Source organism: Bradyrhizobium sp. Unk1, assembly GCF_059512345.1.
On the sequence record NZ_JCAMOP010000018.1, the window covers coordinates 165,912 to 186,729 of the forward strand.

Here is a 20,818-nt window from a genome sequence, read left to right on the forward strand (position 1 = left end):
TTGAAGATATGGTCGCTGGGATCAATCAAACCATTCGCAGTAGCTGGTGCTGCAGATCGCGGGCCGCGGGCCTATCGCGCGCAATCACAAGGCACTCCGCCGTGCCAGCCGCTTGGTCGGCGGCAAGCGGGATCACGCCCTCCTTGCGTGTGCGGTCGAACAGAAATCCTCCCTTGACCAAACGATCATGCGCTGTTCGGAGGGATCCTGATCGAACATCTCTTACGGATAGAATAACGTTGCAACCGGAATAGTCGAAGCCCAGCAGCCGGACGGCAATGCTGTGTAACACCGAGCCGCCACCCCAACGGCCGTTCGCTTCATTAAACAGCAACCGTCCGTCATCAGCGAAAATGGCGTCAATGTTGATCATTCCGCGATATCCCAGGTTTCGCGCAAGCGCTACAAATCGGTAGGCATGCGCCTGGGCAGTCAACCATTGCTCGTTCCCCAGGTCGCTTGGAAGCTCAAGTCCTGTCCAGATCAGAGCTCTTTCAGATTGATCCGTGCTTTTACGCAGACGTATGTTTCCACTGTTCATGAAAACGATTGAGCCATCATCCTCGATTTCATACTCGAGATAGAACAAAGACTTGGCCAGATGGTATGACTCCACGACCAGCGTCTTACACGATGCCGTTGTCATCTCAGACCAAAGCGCGTCAGGATCAAACGACGGCCATGGAATCCGCCGGGTATCTCTTGCCCCAGGTAGTGGATCGCTTTCATTGCCGGTCAGGATGATATTTCCGACTCCGCCCGCTCCATTGTCCAGCTTTACAATGACGCTGCCGGTCTCGGTTCTGAGGGAAGTGACCGCTCTGAATAGTTCGTTTGAGTCCGTCGTGACAGATCCATTGGGCAGCGGAAGTGCGACGCTTGTCGCCAATTGACGGAAGTGGCTCTTGCGGTTCAACAGATCAGGCCCTCGCTGCAGAGCGAAGTCGTCGCCGGTCTGCGGTATGCCGAGGATGGCAGCCAGGCGTGCGACGCCTTCAGTAGAGTAGCAGGGATACAATCGCCAGGTTGATTTCTGACGAATATGTCTGTTGATTTGCTCAACAACAGTCTTGGACAGGAGTGTGCAATCATCAAGCACCGGCGATTGGCCGCCGCCTTGAGGTACAAGCAGACAGAGACTCGATGCGTCGAAATCGAGCGTCGCGCCAATGAAGGATAGCAGATCCGCCGGGATGACTACCGGGGAGACTATCAGGTCACCCTCCTGAGCAAACCACGCTGAACGGTATGCCGAGTTGGCGGCCAGCGAAAGTTGAGCTGGTGTCAGATCGGCGCCCGACATTTGAGCCGTACCGGCATTCATGATCAGGATCCGCGGCATCCGGGACCTCCGGGCATTTGGACGCGATCGGACAGGGATCGTGATGCAACAACGCTGAACTTGCTGCGTCGTGGTGAGGCACTGATCGAAGCTTGATTTCGCGCCGTCCTGCTCCGAGAGAGGATAGGTCGGTGCTTTCGCATCGACCATTGGATCCCCAGATAATTCGGCCTGCTGAAGCTGAGGATCGCGATCTGGTCTCCCCTCCGGACGCCGAGCTGGCTCTGAAGGCGAGCGATCCGCGCAGTCTGTCGGTTGAGGCTGACGTAACTGAGAGTCTGCCCTTCGAAATGGATCGCAGCTTTGTCGGGAGCATACGCAGCGTTTCGCTCGATCAGGCTGCAGAGATCCAACTCGTTATTCATGGACGTCAGACCCGCACAGTACGTTCGCCGCGAGTTGCTTCCGCCGCAACCCGGAACTGCTTGGCGAGGCCCCGATCACATGCTTCGGTTGGCCCTTGTACAGGCTATGATCACACGGCCTTGGTAGGACCCGGTTTTTGATGATTCTCATGGATTGCGAACAATGGATACTGCTTGAGGGATCTCGACTGATTGATCACTCTCTCTGTGCTGCTGGGCGGCGGTCGTGTGCATCTGTCCGTAGTGATAGACACACCACGAAGACAGTTTCTTGCCGCGTCTTTGATATACAGGCTCGCCGCACATATAGGCCTCTCTGGCATCTCCATCTTTGAAGCCGATGATGCAACGGCATTGGCCTTCAATATGGTCGATCAACAGGACCTTCTTGAGGCCGTCGGGCTCTTTCAACTTGCTGCTCCATAATGCCAAGCAATATCTTCCGATGCCGCGCTGGTCACGCGGAGCGACAATTGCAGCTCAGGCTCTTTGAAAACCTGAGTAGGCCCGCCGTCTGTCGCACCTTTGCGCGATGGAAATGCCTTGCCACCACGGGAAAGCAGTTTGAACCGAGCGGAAGGCCGGTTCGGCGAACTGATTTTGGCGCGATGTCGCGCCAGAGGAGGGGCTTGGTTCAGAGCCGGGAAGCAGCGTTCCCCACTTAGGGGTTTCGGATGGAGGTTTACGTCGGTCAATTCTGACCTGGTCGGCTCTGGTGCCCCGGCCCAGAACAGCCACATAGTCTCGCTTCCGGAATGGCGAGCCATTTAAAGCTACGTTCGAGCCATAGCGTCGCAGTCGGGACTCGCTGCAGAGCCCCTCCGACCGACCGGCCACGGGGATGAAGTTCATGACCGACCATGGGGACGGGGATCTGACCAGCTGAGACATCGCAATCCTTCACAATCCCGGCCACAGACCGAGATAGGCGCCCACCTCCAGACCGTACAACTTAACGTTACGTCCGATTCAAGCCCTTTTATGCAGCCGTGTGACGTGGCCAAGCTCTCAAATTGGGCCGCCGGCCGGTCTGGTGCCGCACGCATTCATCTCTGCGATTTGCGTCAAGAAAGTTCGTCTCCCGTTGAGATCAGGGTCGCTGCCGACAAGCCTATTGTCGGAAACGCTCGTTTTGCGACCAAGTGCTCGCTACCTTTGCAGCCGATTGCCCGCGGCTGCCGTCATTGGATAGCTCAGTCACTTCTATCCGACGCTGGTGAGGTCGGCCTGATGGGGGCGCAGTCTGTAGCCCTTGGGGGAGGGCGAGGAACGATCCTGCGAATGTGCCGGCAGCCGTCATCAAACGCACGTCGCGGTCACTGACTTCGCCTGGCGCCGGGATTATCGCAGCGTCTGATACAGGCGGTACAGCAACCGCGCGCGAGGTTCAATCGACGAGATGTAGAGTTGCTCATAATGCGTATGCGCGCCCTTGCCCTCCACGCCAAGGCCGTCAAGGGTCGCGGTATGCGGCGCGGTGAAATTGCTGTCGGAGCCGCCGCCGCTGAACGCGTCGAGCAGCTCGAAGCCAAGCTCGGCGGCGAGCTTTTTGGCGTGTGCGTAAAGTGCGGCACCGGCGCTGGTCTTCTCATATGGCGGACGGTTCAATTCGCCTGATACCTTCACGCTGACGCCCTCGGTGCGCGAGCTGATGCCGCGAATCTTCGGCACCAGCTCCTCGGCATGGGCCATGGTCGGGACGCGCATGTCGACTTGCGCATAGGCCAGTTCCGCGACCACGTTGGGCCTGGTGCCGCCGCGGACGACGCCCACATTGACGGTGATACCGCGCGTGAGATCGTTCATCGCCTCCAGCGTCTGGATCACATGGCCGAGTTCCCGAATCGCGCTGCGGCCGTCCTCGGGGCGCGTACCTGCATGCGCGGGCGCGCCCTTGATGAATACGTCAAAGCGCGCAACGCCCTTGCGCCCCGTGATGACCTTGCCCCCGTCGCGGGCCGGCTCGGTCACCAGTACGTATTTGGCCTTGCGGCCCTCGGCCTCGATCAGCGCGCGCGAGGTTGGGCTGCCGATCTCTTCGTCCGAGACGTAGAGCTGGGTGATGCCGAGCGGCGGGCGTGCATCATCGGCGCAGAGTTGCCGGAATGCGTGATAGGCGAGGTAGGCACCGCCTTTCATATCGTAGATGCCGGGGCCGAACGCACGGTCGCCCTCGATCTTGAATGGTAGCCGTTCGATTGATCCCATCGGATGAACTGTGTCGAGATGGCTCAACACCAGAATGCCTGGTACGCCTTGCCCCCAAGAAGAGCGGGTGACCAAATGATCGCCGCAGCCGTCACGCCCCGCAACGCGCTCGACGCTGGCCGGCAGGTCGCGATAACCTGCTGCGACAACATCAGCCAGTTTGTTGATCTGATCCGGCCGCTCCGTTGGAGATTCGATCAGGACCCAGCGGCGAATGCCCTCGAGAATCCGGGCGATTTCGAACGCGTTGCTGGACATAGTTGTCTGACGCCTTATTCGAATTGTCATCGCTTCCGCAAGATCATAACATCACCGTGTCCCTCACATCAGAATCGAGCCCGAAGTTCTAGAGAAGCGCCAACCGTTGTGACCCGGGGCGTGCCTCTGAACCCGATCCTGCTGCGGCAACGATGCTACTCGCCTGTCGATCACAACTGATCTACCAAAGCTGGTAGTTTTCGACGGGATTATGCAGCCGAGGCCGTACTGGAGTTGGACGTTCTGGTGAGCTGAGATTGGTTCTGATCAGGACCTTATTGCGATATCGGCAAAACGCATTGTCCAGACCAGGTAACCCGCACGCGTCTCGACGCGGGAGGTCGCAGACCGGCGCCAGCATAGCACGACAGGCGAAGCGCCGAAATCGCCGGAGCTGATGAGACCTTTCAATGCGAGCTCTAATCTGTGAAACCAGTCGCAGCCCGAGCAATTGTTCGATGACTGTCGTGGAAGCGACCAGGGATTGAGGCCATCGACCGTTCTGCTCTCCCGACGGGATCTGCGCAAAAACCGCACTCAGTCAAGCAGCAAAGTACGAAGCGCGCCCCGGATATTGATCAATGGATTTCCATCGCTTTGTTGGGTCGCGATAATTCGTCCGATAAAGACGGTGTGTGTGCCAAGCACCTTATGGTCATACAAAACGCATTCGAGCGCGCAAAATGCGTTGGGCAATAGCGGTACATCGAGGACGCCCTGATCCCAGGGCGCGGTATCGAAGCGGTGAACGCCTTTCGCCCCCTCACCACCGCCAAAACGCAGGGCAAGTTCCTCCTGGTCACTGCGGAGAACACTGACTCCAAAGCTGCCGTTGGCAAGGATCTCATCATGTGCCTCGGAGCGGGCATTGATGCCAACGACCAGGCACGGCGGCTCCATGCAGATGGACGTCACAGAACTCACCGTCAGTCCACGTCGTCCGGCTGCCGTCCCGGTCGTCACGATGGCGACACCGCTCGCCAGGCTTTGCATGGCATGACGGAACTCTGCCGGTTGGATAGACGGCACATCCCGAATCGCAGGAGAGACTGGTGGCTCATGATCAGCCTCTGCGTTGAACCCCACTTCTAGTGTCTCCAAACCCAGAGACGACTTAGATCTCTATTGGGCCTGTAATGCGGTACCCGGTGTCGAAATTGCGTGACGAGTCGGCTCAGATTGAGACGAGGTGTGACTTCGATGTCCTCTGGATCAGCTACAGTCATGACCGGACGGACTGCAATATCTCGGCGCGTTACGCCGGATGGCGATCGCAGCGGCAGAACTGAGAATCGCCGCCGCCACTGTTTCAACAGGGCTCCCATCAAACAGCAAACCGCGAAGAGCAGCCCGGCGACGCGCCAGTGCACATGGAGCGGTGGTCGCGATCCGATCCGCTGGGCTGGAACTTCGCTGGGCCCCGTGCAGACGGGATGATGCCGATTGCGGTACCGGAGCGCGCCTGCCAAAGTTTCTAAGCATGTAGACCGCATCGGCGCACCTAATGTACTTTTAGGAGAACACGTGTTTTTGCCTTGAGAAGATGCTCATCAAGCGTCGCGTGCAGCGCAGCCCGCAGCTCCGGCGGGATCGAGCTATCTGTATCGATCAATTCCCGAAACTTCCGAATGATGTGTTCTATCACTGCAATAGATCCGAGTGTTTCAATCCTCTGCCAGGACATCATCGATTGTCTCCTTTGGTGCGCAGCGCGCGCTTCATCGCGGGTCCTCACCTCGGCAACCCGGGCTGCAACAGGCTCTCGTCGACAAAAAAGTTGGCCCTCGCGCCTCGTGCTCAGCGCGAATTGCTTTCGTCAGGGCGAGCGCAGGCGGCGCAGGCTCCTCGAAATCCCGCAGAAGTGACGTGCATTCATGGCTGCAATATTTTCGCGCTCGTGAGCAGCAGACTTGGTCGCAATACTGGAACATCGGCCAGCTCGGCTGTCAGGCGTTCGAAATCGCGATCAGGCGTTTCAGTCGAGCGGCCGCGGCGCCGCGATCAAGTGATTCTTGTCCAAGTGCTACGCCCTCCTGCAGTGTGGAGGCCCGCCCGGCCACGACCAGCGCCGCCGCCGCGTTCAAAAGCGCGGCGTCGCGAAATGGACCCGGTACGCCATCAAGCACATGTTTCAGCGCAGCGGCATTAGCGTCCGCATCGCTCCTCTCCAGCGCGTCGTTGCGGCAGCGGCGGAGCCCGGCTTGTTCCGGCGTCACTTCGAAGGTGCGGATTATACCCGCCTCAAGCGCAGCAACAAACGTTGGGCCGGCGAGGGTTATTTCGTCGAGCCCGTCCGAGCCATGAACAACCCATACCGACTCGGCACCAAGGTTCTTCAAGACGTGCGCCAGAGGCTGCACCCATTCGGGAGACAATACCCCAACGATCCGCCGCTTGACCCGGGCCGGGTTGCACAGAGCCTCGATCAGATTAAAGATCGTATGGGTTCCAACTGCGTTCCGGATCTGCCCAATGCGCTGCATCGCCGGATAATGGGCTGACGCAAACATGAAGCCGATGTCGGCTTCCTGCACGCAACGTGCGATGGCCTCAGGCTTGAGATCGACCTTCACACCGAGGCGCGCCAACACGTCTGCGGCGCTTGAACCCGAAGACCCAGCGCGGTTGACATGCTTGGCGACAGGAATACCGGCCCCGGCGACGATGAAGGAAGCGCACGTCGACACGTTGACCGAATTCGTCAGGGTGTCGCTCGTGCTAGCGAGACCGACGGGTTCGCATGCCGCCTCGACCGGCGGCATTCTATTCCGCATCGCCGAGGCGGCACCCGTGACTTCTTCGACCGTCTCGCCCCGGACCCGCATCCCCATCAACAAGGCACCGATTTGCGAGGGAGTTGCGTAACCCGACATCATGCTGTCGAAGGCTGACGCAGTTTCCTCACGCGTCAGAGTGGCGCCCGTGGCAACTTTGCCGATGATCGATCTAAGCACTTCCATCGAACTTTACACGTTCCCTGTTCAAACCTCGGGCTCTTCCGTTCAGCGAGACATCGTTGAAGAGACCCGGAACCGATTGCCTTGATGCAGCGGCCCGCCCCACGCGGCATGGCCTCATTGACGCTTGAGGCGGCAGTCGGTTGAGTGTGGGCACACTTGGCGAGGCTACAACCTGACGCTACGTGAGGGTCAAGCTCTCCATTTCGGTGGTGCCGTCGAGAGGAGATCGTCGGCCAGTTAGAACACTGCAGTTGCTTGTCGCAGGACCGATGACACTGTCTCGCGCCCGCTTGCCGCGTCCGCAGCGGACTCTTTACCGCGGTGTTTCGGCCGGATCACCGCATCCTTCAAAGCCTTTTAGCCTCCCGGCGCCGCCGTGATGAAGCGTTAAAGCGGCTTCCTCTACCTGCTTCAAGGCCATCGGTACTGGGTAGATCGAGCCCGATCTCAGCTGGCTCTACAAAATAACCCCACCTGATTGTAAATGAGGGTGGACGCGTCCGTTGATCCGCCCGCGTGAGGCGGTGAGCCGGTCCGCGCGTCACGTTGGAGTGATCTCGTGGAGTTCGGACGCACCAAAAGCGGGCGGCTCGAGGGCCACTCGGTCGATCGAGGTCTTCGCTGGTTGGTGGAAGCCATCAACGACACCGCGGGCAATCGCAGTTGCGTGGATATGGGAGCTTGCGAAGTAATCACTGGTGCTGCCCGACACGCTGGTGTGCATGAGGGCGCCGCGCCAACTGTCGAGTGCTGCGTGAAGCTCGGGCACGGCGCCGGCCGCTTCGCGGACCGGTCTCGTCAGGAAATCCGCGGATACCAGGAACTTGCCGATGGCGGTCTCGCAAATCCGGGTCCGCAATTCTGGTGATGCGATGGCGAGGGCTTTCCTGGATGATCTTCTGGGAACGGCACTGCACCGAATATTCGCGCTCGAAGAGGGGCACCGCGTCAACCTCATGTCAGGAAATTGCAGAACGAATTCGAAGCTAGCGCAACGCTTTTATGATACGTGCGGCTAACTCACTCCTATTTGGCAATCAGAACCGCGTCGAAGGGTAATTTGTGCATTCGCCTATCTGGACAAAGCGCGATTACCACAGCGTTGGTCAATTGTAGGCGAGCCATGCTCGCCACCTAACCTTGGGTGACCGTCCTGCAGGTCACGCTGGGACCACTTCTGCGGATACGGCAAACGAACAGGTCGCCACATCGTCACTTCGAGTCGCTGCTTTTCTTGCCAGTGTCTCGCACGGAGATCACGTAGCGACATTGCTGACTGAGGCTCGCTTGCTTGGATCTGAGGCAGGCAGTGATAGCGGCGCGATCTGGTATGTGGCTGCTACAAAGGCGGAATACGTCCTCCATGCAAGCCTCTTTCTCTTCTGCGGTCGGCGCTTGATCACGCGCGTTGACAGGCCCGGGGATTACAGCTGTCATTGCGACGACAAGAGCGCTGACGCAGTGGTAGATTGTGAGGCGCGAAGTCAAACGAGTTCGTTGATTTTGAGTCATGATATCCCTTCAAGTCCGTGTGGCTGCGTTATTGTTCTTCCTGCGCGAAGCGCAGCATGACCTGTCAACCAGGAAACAGGCCGGAACTGCTTAAGTACGGTGCCGGCATACTCGTTCTTCCGCTTTTGCGGTCCGTACGGTGCTGGCCATCTGTCCGGCACGACAGAAAGGACACCTGCTGTAGTGGCGGAGCACCACGAAGAGTGGAAGCACTTGCGGCTGAGCTGGCCCAGCAAGTGATCATTCTGGAGCTTCCGGTGATTCGGTGCATGCCTGGATGTCGCGACGCATTGCTTGGGCCTGACTTGTGCTTAGGTACTCCGGCTCAGCCTACCGCCAACCGACTAATGACGCCGTGGCCGGCGTCACGCCGGGTTGAAGGGGCGGGCCAGCTATCGCCAGGCAGAGAGAGCAGGCAAAAGCGCAGGTCCGCTCAAGCCACTGTTGATGATGCATTCGATCGTTCAGAGCGAACCATGATGGCGCACGCCGAGACTATGTTTGGTGTAATCGCGCCTGTGTTCCGCGTTATGAAGACGTTGGGTGGGGTATCTGGGATGGAGCCTCCGTCTTGCGTCCGTTCCGGTGAGGCTACGGTGATGGGAGCGCCTGCCGTACAGAGCTCGAAACGCGCGATTTCGTCCAGCCGCGACAGGAACAGCTCCGACGAAGCGCGGACAAAGATGCACCCGGAGGATCTTATCGTCCTGATCGAGCCGCGCCCGGTGAGTTTAGATGTTTGAAACATTCGCAATTCTCATGACGTGTCCGGAACGGTCTGGATTGTCGGACGTGGTTCCCGCTTGTCGAGGATCGTACAATCTAACGCTACGTACGATTCAAGCCCCTTCGTGCGTCCGACCGTCTGAGAATGTCGGGGCTGTGCATTCTTCGTACGAGCCTCGGCTGCAACGCGCACTGTGGTGTTTCAGAATAGCGGCTGTGCATGGCGACTGTCCGCTTCGGCCCCCGAGCGTCGCTGTTACGTGATTATACGGAGCGCCGGTGTCGCATTTCTTTGATCTGCGAATTGCATGCTCTCGGCATGAATCTGAAAAGCAAACTCTACCAACCCGAGCACTGGCGAGGCCGTGCGGAAGCAACGCGAAAGAAAGCGGAAGCGCTCGCTGACGGAAAAGCCAAAGACAGGCTGCTCAAAATTGCCGTGGAATACGACAAGCTGGCCCGGCGCGCCCACGTGTGGCAGATGCACAAAGACGAGGACGATACGTGGCACGAGGAAGAGCTGTAAAGCGTCGCTGCGGATCATCAAAAGGCCCCAGCCTGTTGATCGCTACCCGACCCAATGGCCACGCAAATGTCGCTTAGCAAGCAAGTCAGTGCCTGGAAGGGACGTTGAGGGCACCGTAGGGCGGGGCATCCTGACGTCCTGTGCCGCGCTCCAGATCGCGACATATATACGTGGAGGCGGAGCAGTCCGCCTGCCCAACGCGCCTTCAGGCCTACTTGTTTAGTCAGCTTCTCGAAAGCTTTTTCTCATATCACGAAAATGCGCAACCCTAGACCTCAATTTGCAGTCGATGCGTCGCAGTTGACGCGGAAGCCCGGATGCCATCCGCGCGGGGACGTTGAGCTGTTACAGGTCAGTGTTTGGATTCAGTTTCGCCAATTCGAGATATCTCATGGCTCAATATTTCCTTTGCGTTCGTCCGAGGGGCGGATTTCCAGGTAGTCGCGCGAAGTGTGCGCTGGAATCAAGTCTGTGAAAGAGGTCTCTACGTCCGATTGATGGTGCGCATACGGTGCGGCCGCGGCATGCGAGAGGCGTCGGAAAGCCCCTCGCGCCTTTGCCGTCCGCGAGATTATTTCAGAAGAACGGTGCGATGATCCAGTAGAGTCCGGCCCAAAGCAGCGCATTTATGAGGAGTGCGGCCAGCGGCCAAAGGTTCCACCTCCTTTGCGACTGCCGGGAGCGACAATCGGCGCCGTAATGCTTGATCGGTGGGTGCTTTGGTTCGCGCCAATGCGTCATTTCATCAGACGTCGCGCTGGTCCACCGAAAAATGCTGGGCTTTGCATGCCTCGTACCACTCATAAGCTCGCAGTCCTCTTTCATAAGGAGAGTATTAGAAGCGTTGTCCGTTGCGCGGCGAGCATCCGGCCGATGGTATCTCGTGTATCGTCGGTGCAGTTAAGGTCGCTTTCCGTCACCGCAGCAATCTACATGCCACGACGCAGAAGTGTCGGCACCGCCTTGATGCAAACAAAAGCCCGTCTGTCGGGCTTTTGGGGACGCAGAGTCGCTGCCAGAGGTCAGATTCGCGACGTCCATGTCTGAAAGACAACACCCGCATTGGCAGCAAAAGGCTCAGTGCTACGCGAGCGCCATACCATGAACAATGAGCTAGGACTTGCATCGTAGTGACGCGGGAAGATCTGCCGACGGTCGCCCTGATTGAGATCGACTAATCATTGTTTCTGACCGTTAGCTTACGAAGAGACACCGAGATGCAGGCGACCCGCTGGATGTTATCAGCTCGAGGACAGTTCATGCCAGGCGTCCGCGGCTCCGGTGCGACTCGCCGCCGTAAAATTCAATCGTGTTCACATAGATGGCGCCTTGGCACTATTCAGACTGGACGAGAAAGCCGTGAATGATCAGGTACGATCTCACCAAGCAGTAATATCGCCGCAAAGCATCAATTGGTGACATCGTTGGCTTTGCGAGCCATCATGGAATGTGAATGTCAAGGCCCACTATACGGAGCATGCCATGATAACGACCAATTCATTGAAGAGGAGGTGCCGCCAGTTTCTTGTGCTCAAGCCGGTCGCCATGACATGAATGGGCACTAACGCTTGCTTGAAGCGCGCGAGAGCGATGGCGGACATTAGTATTGCTGATGCGCGCTTTACTCGGCGATGGTGCGACCAATACTGGCCGGCAGCGATGAGTAAGACGCTTCGCGTGAGAGGGGCTTGATGACAGAGCTGCATTATGAGCGGGAAGGTGCAATCGGCGAACTAATTCGCCATCGCCCGGATCGTACTACCGCTTATACTCAGGCAATCAGTGGCCCGCTGAGAGCGTTCGGCCCACAATGCGAGCGTTAGAAGACTGTAACAGGAGAACGAGTGATGATGGACATCTGCGGCTTTCTCAGATGGTGCACTGAAGAGCGGTATAGAAGCGCTCGGCCGAGGATCGAGCCGGTTGACGAGTTGCGAGACAACGTCATCTGCGTCGAGTTCAAGGCCATCCGAAAGGCAAAGGAGCGGGCGTGCGAGCGCAAATGATAGAGAAGCTGGAGGCCGGCCGCGTGCAACACGGCCGATTCGCTACGGTTCCGGGATCAGGCCCTTGCGGCGTGTTCTTTGTGCAGGGGCCTTGCGGGTGTGAACTAAAGATAAGTGGATTCGTCCGTCCTGGCTGGGAGCATGTCGCTGTCTCGACGCCGCGGCGCTGTCCGAACTGGGAAGAGATGTGCTTTGTCAAAGACCTGTTCTGGGATGAAGAGGAGTGCGTCATGCAACTGCATCCGCCACATTCGCAGTATGTGAATAACAGCCGATATTGCCTTCACCTGTGGAGACCCACTCATCGGGACATCCCGATGCCGCCGCCGAGCTTTGTAGGCATCGTTGGATTAGGGCCCTCAGACGCAGCAATGTTGTTCGCGCGGATGAGCGCGACAGCATGATGAACTGAAGTGATATCCGAGCGGAAGGAGAGCCGAGCGGCTGCAGAAGCACCGATTCGGCGCCGCCGAATTGAGGCGTCATAAGCGGATATATGTCAGGATCGATCGCCCGTTACCGTGCGCGGGGAGGCTGAGCCTGAATTAGCTGCTATCAACTAGGAGCAGCGAACAGTGCACTGATCCGGGTAAAGCTGGCGGAGCCATGCTGAACGCGGTTCGGCAGCAACAACAAACTCTCGCCGGGCCCAAGGCCGGCTACAAGGCAATCACTGGGCGATCACGACGCGAATTGCGCACTCTTTGGAGCGAGAAGTGTGCGCCGACCGCCGGCATAACGCGATGATGGTGAGATCGAGGCCAACGAGACGGTCGAATTCAATTTGACGAAGACGCTGTCGCCCCACCACCCTGACTGCATCCGAAATTGCACAAGGTCGGCCTGCCGTCGCTGTGCGACGGTCATGAGCTCGTCGGCACTACCCCGCACCTGGAGCGGGGCTCGCAGAGACGGTCGAGACACTAATTAGGCGCGGGGGGCGGTAGCTTCGCCAACTTATCTGGTTGTCAGCTCGTCATCAGCTTGCCGCGAATAACATTCGCAAGCAGAGCGTAAGCAGCCCGCGCTCGCTCTGAGGAAACGTACGCTGAAGAAGCAGGCGAACCGGCATGTATAATCCAGTTAGTGGCCGATCCACACGCCCTAAACAAGCTGACGAACCGAGTCGGTCGGCGGACAGCTACGAATCTGCTCAAACATTGACGGATCTCGCTCGACGGGAGAGCCCGCCATCTGGGGAATTGTCCGACAAAATGGGGCTCTGCTGCAGCAAGCCACATACCTCAGATGCAATCATTTACAGTCCAAGCACCTCGGACCCAGCACATACCCTCTGTCCTCCAGCTCAAATCCATCCTCTCCAGCGATGCCTATCCGTCCTCTGTTCGAACACAGGACTGCTGAATTGCCCGAGGCCAATGTCAACGGAATCTGCGTTGAATTGGCAGCGGAGTGGCTCCTCAATATCCCGAGCAGCCCTTCATCCCGGATGAGCGCAGCGCCCGGGGACTCAAAATCCCAGCTCAGCGGCAATGCGGCAGCAGCGGTATGAAGACCTCAAGAGTCTGTTGCGCAGCGATAGGGCGGAAGGGTCTCACAACCTTCAGGCAAAAAGTACGATGTTACGCGAAGCCGGCCTAGAGCCGTTCGCTGAACAGACGCGATATAGGTTTGGTACATCTTCGCGCATTGACCAGATCGTGAATGAGGTCACTGACGATGGGTCGATCTATTTGGTCCGCTTGCGTTTCGCCGCAGGTGGCGCCCACACAATCGCAACGTCGACATCGAATGGAATGACGACCCTCTTTGATCCTAATTATGGGGAATTTACTGTTCGGTCAGATCAGATGGGTGAGTTGTTCAAAAGTCTCGCCGACCGCTACAGGAACCCGAACCGACATGATATCTCGACTCTCGTCACACCAAGGATGACGTGAGTGTTTCGGAGGTTGCAACCAGACCTGGCCGAGGCCCGCGAGTGGATCCTTTCGCGATCGATGCCGGACAGCCGCATCGCCTCCGACAGTGCAACCACGGCAGGGAACATGGATTGTGGTGCCCTGAACGTGCGCCCGACGTGGTAGCGGAGCTCACCGCGGCCCTTCGGACGGTGGAGTGGCACGCTCGACGGAAGCTCTCTGGAGTAGTGCAGCGAGGGGAGAATGTTCGGAGAGAGGCTGGCCGGTGAGCTCGTGCCCTCGCGCGTCGAAGCCTGAATGGGCTGCGCTTGCACTCAAGCAGGACCGTTGGCCCGTTAGAGCTTGCCTGAAAGCTGGCTAAGCTCCTCGTGGGTTTCGACGCCTTTAGCCCTTACGCTCATGGCTAAGGGCGGGCATCACGCATCCAACACGGCCGGCGCAAGCTGTATATCGTCTGCTTCGGAATCGTCGCCGGCCACTTCTTTACGGACCTATCCAGCCAAACAGCTGCTGTCGACGACAATGCGTGCCGTCGCACCAGCGCACGACCGAGTCGACGCTCGCCACGAGCTCCGCAACAATCCGCGCCTTGTCCTCGTCGCTGCGCTTCCGCTGACGTCCGGATCTGATGAAGATCTCAAAACCGGAAGCGACAGTGATAACACTATGCATTGTGTTCGTTCCAAGCCTAACGATCAAACTTTGCACCGAGCCGCCTACAAGGTCATTTAACAATTTTCTGATTTCCGGCCCGGAGCCCCCTTTCCGCGGAGCGGCCGCAAGGTGGCTATTAGCTTGATCTGGAAGACGTCGTCCGGTGGTTACATATGGTCCCAGTCTCACACCGGAAGCAGCGCGGGCGCGACTCGGCGCTGGTCAGCTGGTGGATCAGATGCTGTCCCTGCCACGCCGCACTGGTTGAAGTTAGCAGAAACGTGACTCGGCGCCCAAAAGCCCCACGCATACACAGGGCAAACGCTGTCCCTACCACGCGCCGCTAACTTCGACGTCACTGTACACGGACTAGCTTTCCGAAAGCTGACGAACCCGACGCCATTCACAAAACGAAAGCGGCCGGTGTGGGTCGATGCCCTCCTGTCTGAAACCCACCCATTTGTCCAGCGGACGTCCGACTTAAGGGTATCGTCATGCACAGACATAAGCCGATCCCTTCAAAGAGGTCGTGAAACTCGCATATGCCATGCCGCGAGAAGGTGTCAGCAGAATCCCATCGATATTTGCAAGGCGCGCCTCTGCGACATCATTCACGAAAGACGATCCATTATCTCTGCGACTTCGACGACAGCCGAGCCCATCCGATCAAGCTCGAAGGTGATCCGACAACAGGCCAACGAACGGCCGTTCACTGTTACTCGATGCCGCCGGTCGCGTCCTCGGGAAGATGTCGGCGGTGTGTCGGACGATGTCGAATACCTCGATGTCACAGGTGACCCGTCTCTTCTCGAGCACGAACATATGCGCCCGTGCGGCCCAGAGAGATTCGATCGCCTTCATCGGCGGACAGCGAGCCCGGTGTCTTCGCATTGTTCGTAAAATGGAAGGGCGTCAGCGCATCATGCGGGCCAAAATAACCGTAAACCGCCAGTCAAAACGGGATCCGATCTAGGCTTACTGTTCACGGACTCCTCGTTTCTCGATATTGTGGCCGGTGTCACGCAGATGATGCGATGAGATCGTGTCCCATGTCATGGTGCAACTGGCGGCGGGTCACCGCGTTCAGCGGCGGGTGCCGGGGAGGTCAGCTGGCGATCGCCGGTAGGGTGACGGAGGGATCATCACTCAGCGGTGCGATGACTTCCAGCGTCATGTAACGGGCGCGCTGGACGGTCCATTTGTCATTTTGCTCGAGCAGGATTGCACCGATGAGGCGATCGATGGCGTCCTCATTGGGAAGATGCCGGCCACCTTTGTCGCCGATTGATCTCGCCGTTGAGGCCCTAGATCGGGCTGGTAGAGTGCTTTTTGTTCGGTGCTGGGGCGGGAACGTCATGTAAGCGATCACATCGGTCTCAGTCTCGGTCAATGGAGCCCGCGAGCTTGGGCAGCTTGGGGCGGAGTTGGTCGGCGACGTCCGCCACTGCGTTCCTGCAGCCTCGGCATCAACCTTGCTAAAGACGGTTGCCATGAAAGCGGAGACGACGGGTAGGAAGCTTTTACCGACATTCGCCAGCGCGTTGCGCATGAGCTGGATGCGGCACCCCAGAACGTCTCGGCTTCGGAGGGGCCGATGTCCATGCCGAACACCTCGCGCCGGCCATGGCAATCGACGCCGACGGCGATGATCACCGCGATCGACACGATGCGACTATTCTGGCGCACCTCAACGTCAGTGGCGTCGATCCGCAGATGCGGCCAGTCGCCCTCAATCGGCGTATCGCTCAGCGTGAGGACCGCCTTGCGCGGTATGATGAAGGATGAAGACATAGGCGTATGACGGACCATACGCCTATTTCGAAAGTCTCCCGATTGGAAGTGGTCTCGACAGGCGCTCGGCGCCGTTGGACATTGGAAGAGGTATGGCCACGATTTGGTGTCGGTGACGGCGCGGCGCAACGGGTTGTCTACGAGCCAATGTTCACGTCTTCCAGAGCGTAGCGCTCGGCCTGTCGGTTGAGCGGCTGATGCTGAGCGAGAGTTTCGAACATGATCATGGCCAGGAGGCTCGGGCCAGCCCATCCCCGAGCGATGGCATGGAACGGCGCCGGCGGGACCATCATCTATCGCGCCCCGTGACCACGTTTTCTCAACAACACGGCAGTGGTGGCGGCGGATTCCAGCTTGAAGGCGTGCTGTCCTACTTCAACACCGACAATATCAGCCTCGGCTTGGTGGCCGCTATTCGGCCATGTGGAAGACCAAAAAGGACGCCTACTCCATGCACTGCGAAAGCGGTGCATCAATCACTTGCTAACATTCGGGAGTACAGCATGGAGCGTTGGGGTACGTTCTTCCAGGCCTCCTACAAGTTCGATTGACAGATTGCGCCCTGGCCAGCTCAAGGCTGCCTCTCGAGCCATCCAGGCCTACCTGGCGCCGGCGCCGTTGCTATGACGAGATTGTCACGTGCCATGGAAAACTGCCCACTCATATTGCCTCAGATGACAATGTTACCGAAGCGCACCGTAGTCTCTCCTGAATCAGCTGCCGCGAAAGCGTGCCCTCCAGAGCGCCGTAGCGAGCGAGCGGCTTGCGGTGATTCGACGAAAGAACCTGTCGAGATTAGATCCTAAGACACGAAGCTTGGACCGCTAGCTTGATCGCTGCGCTGCTGATGAGCTGTCGAGCGGCCTTTGATCGCCAATTCTTCAGCAATCGCTGCACCCTACGCAGCTGATGGCCGCTGAACCGACCGGTCGCATACGCTTCCAGCCGGGAGAAGATCGACCGCGGACAAGTGCGGAGCCGCCGGTATGCCGTTTTGCTACCAGAGCAATGACGAGTCGTCGGCTCCGATGCCGCCGGAAGGCTTCATCGGCGGCAAGGATGGCGGGTCCTGAAACCCATGAAGCCCCGCGACGATTGAGAGCGGGGCAGTTTCGTTTTGCAGATGTGGAGATGCATTGCTTCACGCGCGACGGCCTCGTCAGCTTCTGGAAAGCCTATCCATAATAGGATCAGCTCAATTGATTTCTTGGACGTGAGGCTAGCGTGGACCCGTACAATTTCGATCCATCCAATGTAACAGCTTGGTCCCAGGCGCAGCACGCCGTCTTGGAACAGCACCAGGGGGGCGATGCCGGGCAAGAGGGCTTTGAGCAGCACTTGGCCGAGGCGCGCCCACCCGATCGGGGTCCTGTCTCCGGTGGCGGCCGCAACCACAATCCCCATCCCCATCTCTCTGCAGAAGATCGGGGCATTATCGATAAGGCGATTGCCAAATATGCGGCTCAGAAAAAGCCAAACCAGAAGACGGTTAAGCGCTATACTCAGGCGCTTCGCCGACTTGGAAATCATCTTGGCGCTCATCGCCAAACGATTGTTCTGGGGGACCACGAGTCCCTGGTCCGTCACGTCAAGACTTACTTCCCGAAGGACGAAGACATGAAGAAAGGGTTGAGTGTCCTTCGTGCGTATCGTGATCCGAGCTATGTAGCTTCTGCTTCTGGCGGGCGGCCGCGCACGATCCCCTCAGCGGACGACGCGCCCCTCTCAGAGCGGCTTAATGCCAGTGGCATGACGGCAGGCAGCGCTGCTCGTCATGATCGTAGTCTTCGCAGATTTTCTAACGCGCTTAATCTTGCGGGCTACTCGATATCCGGGCTGGACCACGCTGCCCGGATTGAATTCGCTCAGAAGTTGTTCCCGAAGGACGAGCTTCTATTGTTCGCGTTAAACAAGGTTGGCGATGCCGAGCACGTTTCCGGAGCCGGTGCGTCTCGGGAGCCCAGCGGCCATGCTGTTCCGTCGCCCACATTGCATCTTTATCCCGATGACGCCCGCATCATTGATGGCCTGGAAGAGGCAGAGCTGAGCATGCTCAAACCCGAGGAGACTAGCCGGAGGAAAGTTGTTCAAGATCGGGCCGGCAACCAACGAAGATTCGGTGCTTGGCTCCAAAGGAAGGGGCGAGGGAGCATAGTGAGCCGACTCACCGGCACCGGTGAGCAGCAAAAGTCGTTGAACGACGATCACACGGACTTTAAAAAAGCCAGTCGAAACGCTGACATGGGCTTCGATCGTCTTCGGAGCTACCTATGGCTCGTCGAGGCGAACGCTGCGCTGGGCGTCTCCCCTGACCAGGCGGGTGGAGAGCCGCGGCGTGGCGAGTCGAACTCAACGTGGTCGCCGCACCTGCCGTACGATTTTCAGTGGCCGACGCCGGAAGCGGTGCCAGATGGGTCGTCGGCGATCTACCGAGGTCTCGACTCTTTCGTTGACCTGCCGTACACCTCGCAGGAAGTGAGAGACGATGCTCAGTCAGCGCCGGTAGGTAGGGCTGCCGCCAGACCGCCGCTCTTCACCGGACCATCGGACGCGCCAGCTCAGTCGCCAGACATCTTCCGCGGTCTTCAGTCTTTCGTTGATCTGCCGTACACACCGCAGCAGATGCGAGACGATGCTCAATCAGCGCCGGTGGCTGGGGCTGCCGGCAGACCGCCCCTCTTCACCGAGCCATCAGACGCGACAGCTCGGTCGTCAGACATCTACCGCGGTCTTCAGTCTTTCGTTGATCTGCCGTCCACACCGCAGCAGATGCGAGACGATGCTCAGTCAGCGCCGCTGCTCAGCCCTCCCGGTAAACCCGCGTTCTTCGGCGGGCGGTCGGGCGTAGTTCAGGAGCTTGAGGACATCCGATACCGAGTCGACGAGGATTGGCAGGATGGCTCCCAGCCGGTGCCGGATTTCTTACTCGATGTCCTGGATAACATCGGGGTCCAGCCGACCCAGTTCAGCGGCCCAACCCAGGTCTCCATCAACGGTGAGACCTACTCGATCACATTGGGGCCGCGAGAACGCCGCGGTGCGCAATTCCATCATCCTCGCCCGTCTCCTGTCCCGGGTGTCGGCCCCTCAGCTACCGTTGCCTCTTCCGGCCACCGCAGCGGACCCGTGCTGGACCCCACGCAGTGGCTGGGTGACGAGCATATTCAGCGGGACTATGAGCTCTTGGCGCAGGAGTTGCAGCAGAACAATCCGGATCTCGCCGCCCGGACGCGGTTCGTGGATCCCCTGATAGCCCAAATGTTGCGATCCCCCTCCAAGGAGGTCGCCGAACGAGCATTAGGCTGGGTTCGCCATGATACAGCCGACTTCCTGTTCCTGCCGGTAAGCGATGCCAGCGATACGGATAGACATCGGCGCGGCAGTCACTGGTCGCTGCTGCTGGTTGATCGCCGCGATCGGGGCCGGCCGGTCGCCTATCACTATGACTCCACTCAGGGATACAATGACAGGCCCGCAGCGGAACTCGCAGGACGGCTCGACGCTAACCTGCAACAGGCGCCGATAAGACAGCAGCAGAACGGTTATGACTGCGGCGTCTTTGTCGTGGACGGTACCCGGGAACTGGTTAGGCGATTGGCAGCACGACCGCCGGACCTGAACCTCAACAATCTTGTCATCAGTCGGCAGGCACTGCGGGACCGTTTAGGCGCTAATGTCGGCTTCAACTGAACAGGGCGCGACCGAGTGAAATGCGCTTCTCGCCGATCGAAGGTCCGCAAACGGTGTGTTCGCAGAGCATCATAGTGTCTCACGTGAGGAGCTGAGTACGCATACGACGAAGCTTACGATTACCCACATTTTTTGAGGTGCACTGAGCCGAAAAACTTGAGTCGCCAGAATCACTTGTGATTCTTTGATGGGCACCTGATTCGAGAAGAGGTGCTCTATGGGACTGACTTCACGCGCCCAGGATGAGGCGCATTGTTTGGCGTCTGACGCAGTGACCTGGTTTGATCGTGAAGCCGCGCGGTGCGAATTCCAGGACGCTCGACTTGGCGAGAGATTTCGCATGCTGCTGGAGCAGATTGGTGGAGACATCGGACAGAGCATTCCGATGGTTTGCCAAGACTGGGCGAATACCAAGGCGGCCTATCGCTTCTTCTCCAATGAACGAGTAAGCGAGGCCGACATCCTATCTGGTCATTTTAAATCGACGCGGAAACGTATCGCGGCTGCGAAAGGACCTGTTCTTGTCCTGCATGATACGACCGAATTCACCTATCAAAGGGAGCGCCCGGATCTAGTCGGGATGATTAAGCGCATCCCCAAAGGCAACTCTCGAAGATTGGACGGAAAACCCCAAACGTACACGACATGCGGAATCTTGATGCATTCGAGCCTTGCCGTGACCCTCGATGGGCTTCCACTGGGGCTCAGTGCTGTGAAGTTCTGGACCAGAAAGAAATTCAGAGGGGTCGCTGCGCTCAGGCGCGAGGTCAACCTGACACGGATCCCCATTGAAACCAAGGAGAGCATTCGGTGGCTGGAGAACCTCAAGCAATCCACGGAGCTTTTTGAGAAGCCATCGAAGTGCATCCATATCGGTGATCGTGAGGCCGATATTTA

At 58.5% G+C, this 20,818-nt stretch carries 14 protein-coding genes and 3 pseudogenes; 7 read left to right on the forward strand and 10 right to left on the reverse strand.

What is annotated here, in order from left to right:
• Nucleotides 1-25: 25 nt before the first annotated feature.
• The 7 genes from AC5ZFO_RS23865 to trpD all read right to left on the reverse strand — a co-directional run bounded on the left by AC5ZFO_RS23865 (nt 26) and on the right by trpD (nt 7,133).
• On the reverse strand, nt 26-1,342 hold the full coding sequence (locus AC5ZFO_RS23865) for a preATP grasp domain-containing protein (protein ID WP_496122698.1): 1,317 nt from the start codon (nt 1,340-1,342) through the stop codon (nt 26-28).
• Nucleotides 1,327-1,707, reverse strand: a complete 381-nt coding sequence (locus tag AC5ZFO_RS23870) for an AMP-binding protein (RefSeq protein WP_496122699.1) — start codon at nt 1,705-1,707, stop codon at nt 1,327-1,329. Before AC5ZFO_RS23870 ends, AC5ZFO_RS23865 begins: the two co-directional genes overlap by 16 nt.
• A gap of 147 nt (nt 1,708-1,854) precedes the next feature.
• Nucleotides 1,855-2,118: a hypothetical protein gene (locus AC5ZFO_RS23875; protein WP_496122700.1), complete on the reverse strand. Its 264-nt coding sequence runs from the start codon at nt 2,116-2,118 to the stop codon at nt 1,855-1,857.
• 930 nt (nt 2,119-3,048) lie between these two features.
• Nucleotides 3,049-4,173, reverse strand: coding sequence for a M20 family metallopeptidase (locus tag AC5ZFO_RS23880; RefSeq protein WP_496122701.1), 1,125 nt, complete (start codon nt 4,171-4,173; stop codon nt 3,049-3,051).
• Between the two features lie 537 nt (nt 4,174-4,710).
• Nucleotides 4,711-5,259: a flavin reductase family protein gene (locus AC5ZFO_RS23885; RefSeq protein ID WP_496122702.1), complete on the reverse strand. Its 549-nt coding sequence runs from the start codon at nt 5,257-5,259 to the stop codon at nt 4,711-4,713.
• 415 nt (nt 5,260-5,674) lie between these two features.
• Nucleotides 5,675-5,860 (reverse strand): hypothetical protein, encoded by a 186-nt coding sequence (locus tag AC5ZFO_RS23890; protein ID WP_496122703.1) that lies wholly within the window; start codon nt 5,858-5,860, stop codon nt 5,675-5,677.
• 259 nt (nt 5,861-6,119) lie between these two features.
• Nucleotides 6,120-7,133 (reverse strand): anthranilate phosphoribosyltransferase, encoded by a 1,014-nt coding sequence (gene trpD, locus AC5ZFO_RS23895; RefSeq protein WP_496122704.1) that lies wholly within the window; start codon nt 7,131-7,133, stop codon nt 6,120-6,122.
• A gap of 559 nt (nt 7,134-7,692) precedes the next feature.
• On the opposite strand from trpD, the gene AC5ZFO_RS23900 reads away from it, so the two are divergent.
• The 5 genes and pseudogenes from AC5ZFO_RS23900 to AC5ZFO_RS23920 form a co-directional block, all read left to right on the forward strand.
• The gene (locus AC5ZFO_RS23900; protein ID WP_496122705.1) at nt 7,693-8,001 is read left to right on the forward strand and encodes a hypothetical protein; all 309 of its coding nucleotides are present in this window, start codon (nt 7,693-7,695) and stop codon (nt 7,999-8,001) included.
• Between the two features lie 1,590 nt (nt 8,002-9,591).
• A complete protein-coding gene (locus AC5ZFO_RS23905; RefSeq protein ID WP_496122706.1) occupies nt 9,592-9,897 on the forward strand; it encodes a hypothetical protein in 306 nt (101 codons plus the stop codon).
• Nucleotides 9,898-11,899: 2,002 nt separating this feature from the next.
• Complete coding sequence (locus tag AC5ZFO_RS23910; RefSeq protein WP_496122707.1) at nt 11,900-12,307, forward strand: DUF7694 domain-containing protein; 408 nt, start codon at nt 11,900-11,902, stop codon at nt 12,305-12,307.
• A 923-nt stretch (nt 12,308-13,230) separates the two neighbouring features.
• The gene (locus tag AC5ZFO_RS23915) at nt 13,231-13,416 is read left to right on the forward strand and encodes a YopT-type cysteine protease domain-containing protein (protein ID WP_496122708.1); all 186 of its coding nucleotides are present in this window, start codon (nt 13,231-13,233) and stop codon (nt 13,414-13,416) included.
• Nucleotides 13,376-13,804 (forward strand): annotated as a pseudogene (locus AC5ZFO_RS23920) (YopT-type cysteine protease domain-containing protein); the annotation flags it as partial. The gene AC5ZFO_RS23915 and the pseudogene AC5ZFO_RS23920, both read left to right, overlap by 41 nt.
• 1,741 nt (nt 13,805-15,545) lie before the next feature.
• On the opposite strand, the pseudogene AC5ZFO_RS23925 reads toward AC5ZFO_RS23920, so the two are convergent.
• The 3 genes and pseudogenes from AC5ZFO_RS23925 to AC5ZFO_RS23935 all read right to left on the reverse strand — a co-directional run bounded on the left by AC5ZFO_RS23925 (nt 15,546) and on the right by AC5ZFO_RS23935 (nt 17,188).
• A pseudogene (locus AC5ZFO_RS23925) lies at nt 15,546-16,249 on the reverse strand (transposase).
• A gap of 134 nt (nt 16,250-16,383) precedes the next feature.
• Nucleotides 16,384-16,515 (reverse strand): annotated as a pseudogene (locus tag AC5ZFO_RS23930) (hypothetical protein); the annotation flags it as partial.
• 511 nt (nt 16,516-17,026) lie between these two features.
• Complete coding sequence (locus tag AC5ZFO_RS23935) at nt 17,027-17,188, reverse strand: hypothetical protein (RefSeq protein WP_496122723.1); 162 nt, start codon at nt 17,186-17,188, stop codon at nt 17,027-17,029.
• A 267-nt stretch (nt 17,189-17,455) separates the two neighbouring features.
• On the opposite strand from AC5ZFO_RS23935, the gene AC5ZFO_RS23940 reads away from it, so the two are divergent.
• Both AC5ZFO_RS23940 and AC5ZFO_RS23945 read left to right on the forward strand, forming a co-directional pair.
• The gene (locus AC5ZFO_RS23940) at nt 17,456-19,921 is read left to right on the forward strand and encodes a Ulp1 family isopeptidase (protein ID WP_496122709.1); all 2,466 of its coding nucleotides are present in this window, start codon (nt 17,456-17,458) and stop codon (nt 19,919-19,921) included.
• Between the two features lie 217 nt (nt 19,922-20,138).
• A partial coding sequence (locus tag AC5ZFO_RS23945; RefSeq protein ID WP_496122710.1) for an IS4/Tn5 family transposase DNA-binding protein occupies nt 20,139-20,818 on the forward strand: 680 nt, incomplete at its 3' end.

Coding starts and splice junctions, on each gene's coding strand:
- AC5ZFO_RS23905 (WP_496122706.1), top strand. CDS start 9,592: ATGGCGACTGTCCGCTTCGGCCCCCGAGCGTCGCTGTTACGTGATTAT.
- AC5ZFO_RS23890 (WP_496122703.1), bottom strand. CDS start 5,860: ATGATGTCCTGGCAGAGGATTGAAACACTCGGATCTATTGCAGTGATA.
- AC5ZFO_RS23870 (WP_496122699.1), bottom strand. CDS start 1,707: ATGAATAACGAGTTGGATCTCTGCAGCCTGATCGAGCGAAACGCTGCG.
- trpD (WP_496122704.1), bottom strand. CDS start 7,133: ATGGAAGTGCTTAGATCGATCATCGGCAAAGTTGCCACGGGCGCCACT.
- AC5ZFO_RS23915 (WP_496122708.1), top strand. CDS start 13,231: ATGCCTATCCGTCCTCTGTTCGAACACAGGACTGCTGAATTGCCCGAG.
- AC5ZFO_RS23865 (WP_496122698.1), bottom strand. CDS start 1,342: ATGCCGCGGATCCTGATCATGAATGCCGGTACGGCTCAAATGTCGGGC.
- AC5ZFO_RS23880 (WP_496122701.1), bottom strand. CDS start 4,173: ATGTCCAGCAACGCGTTCGAAATCGCCCGGATTCTCGAGGGCATTCGC.
- AC5ZFO_RS23910 (WP_496122707.1), top strand. CDS start 11,900: ATGATAGAGAAGCTGGAGGCCGGCCGCGTGCAACACGGCCGATTCGCT.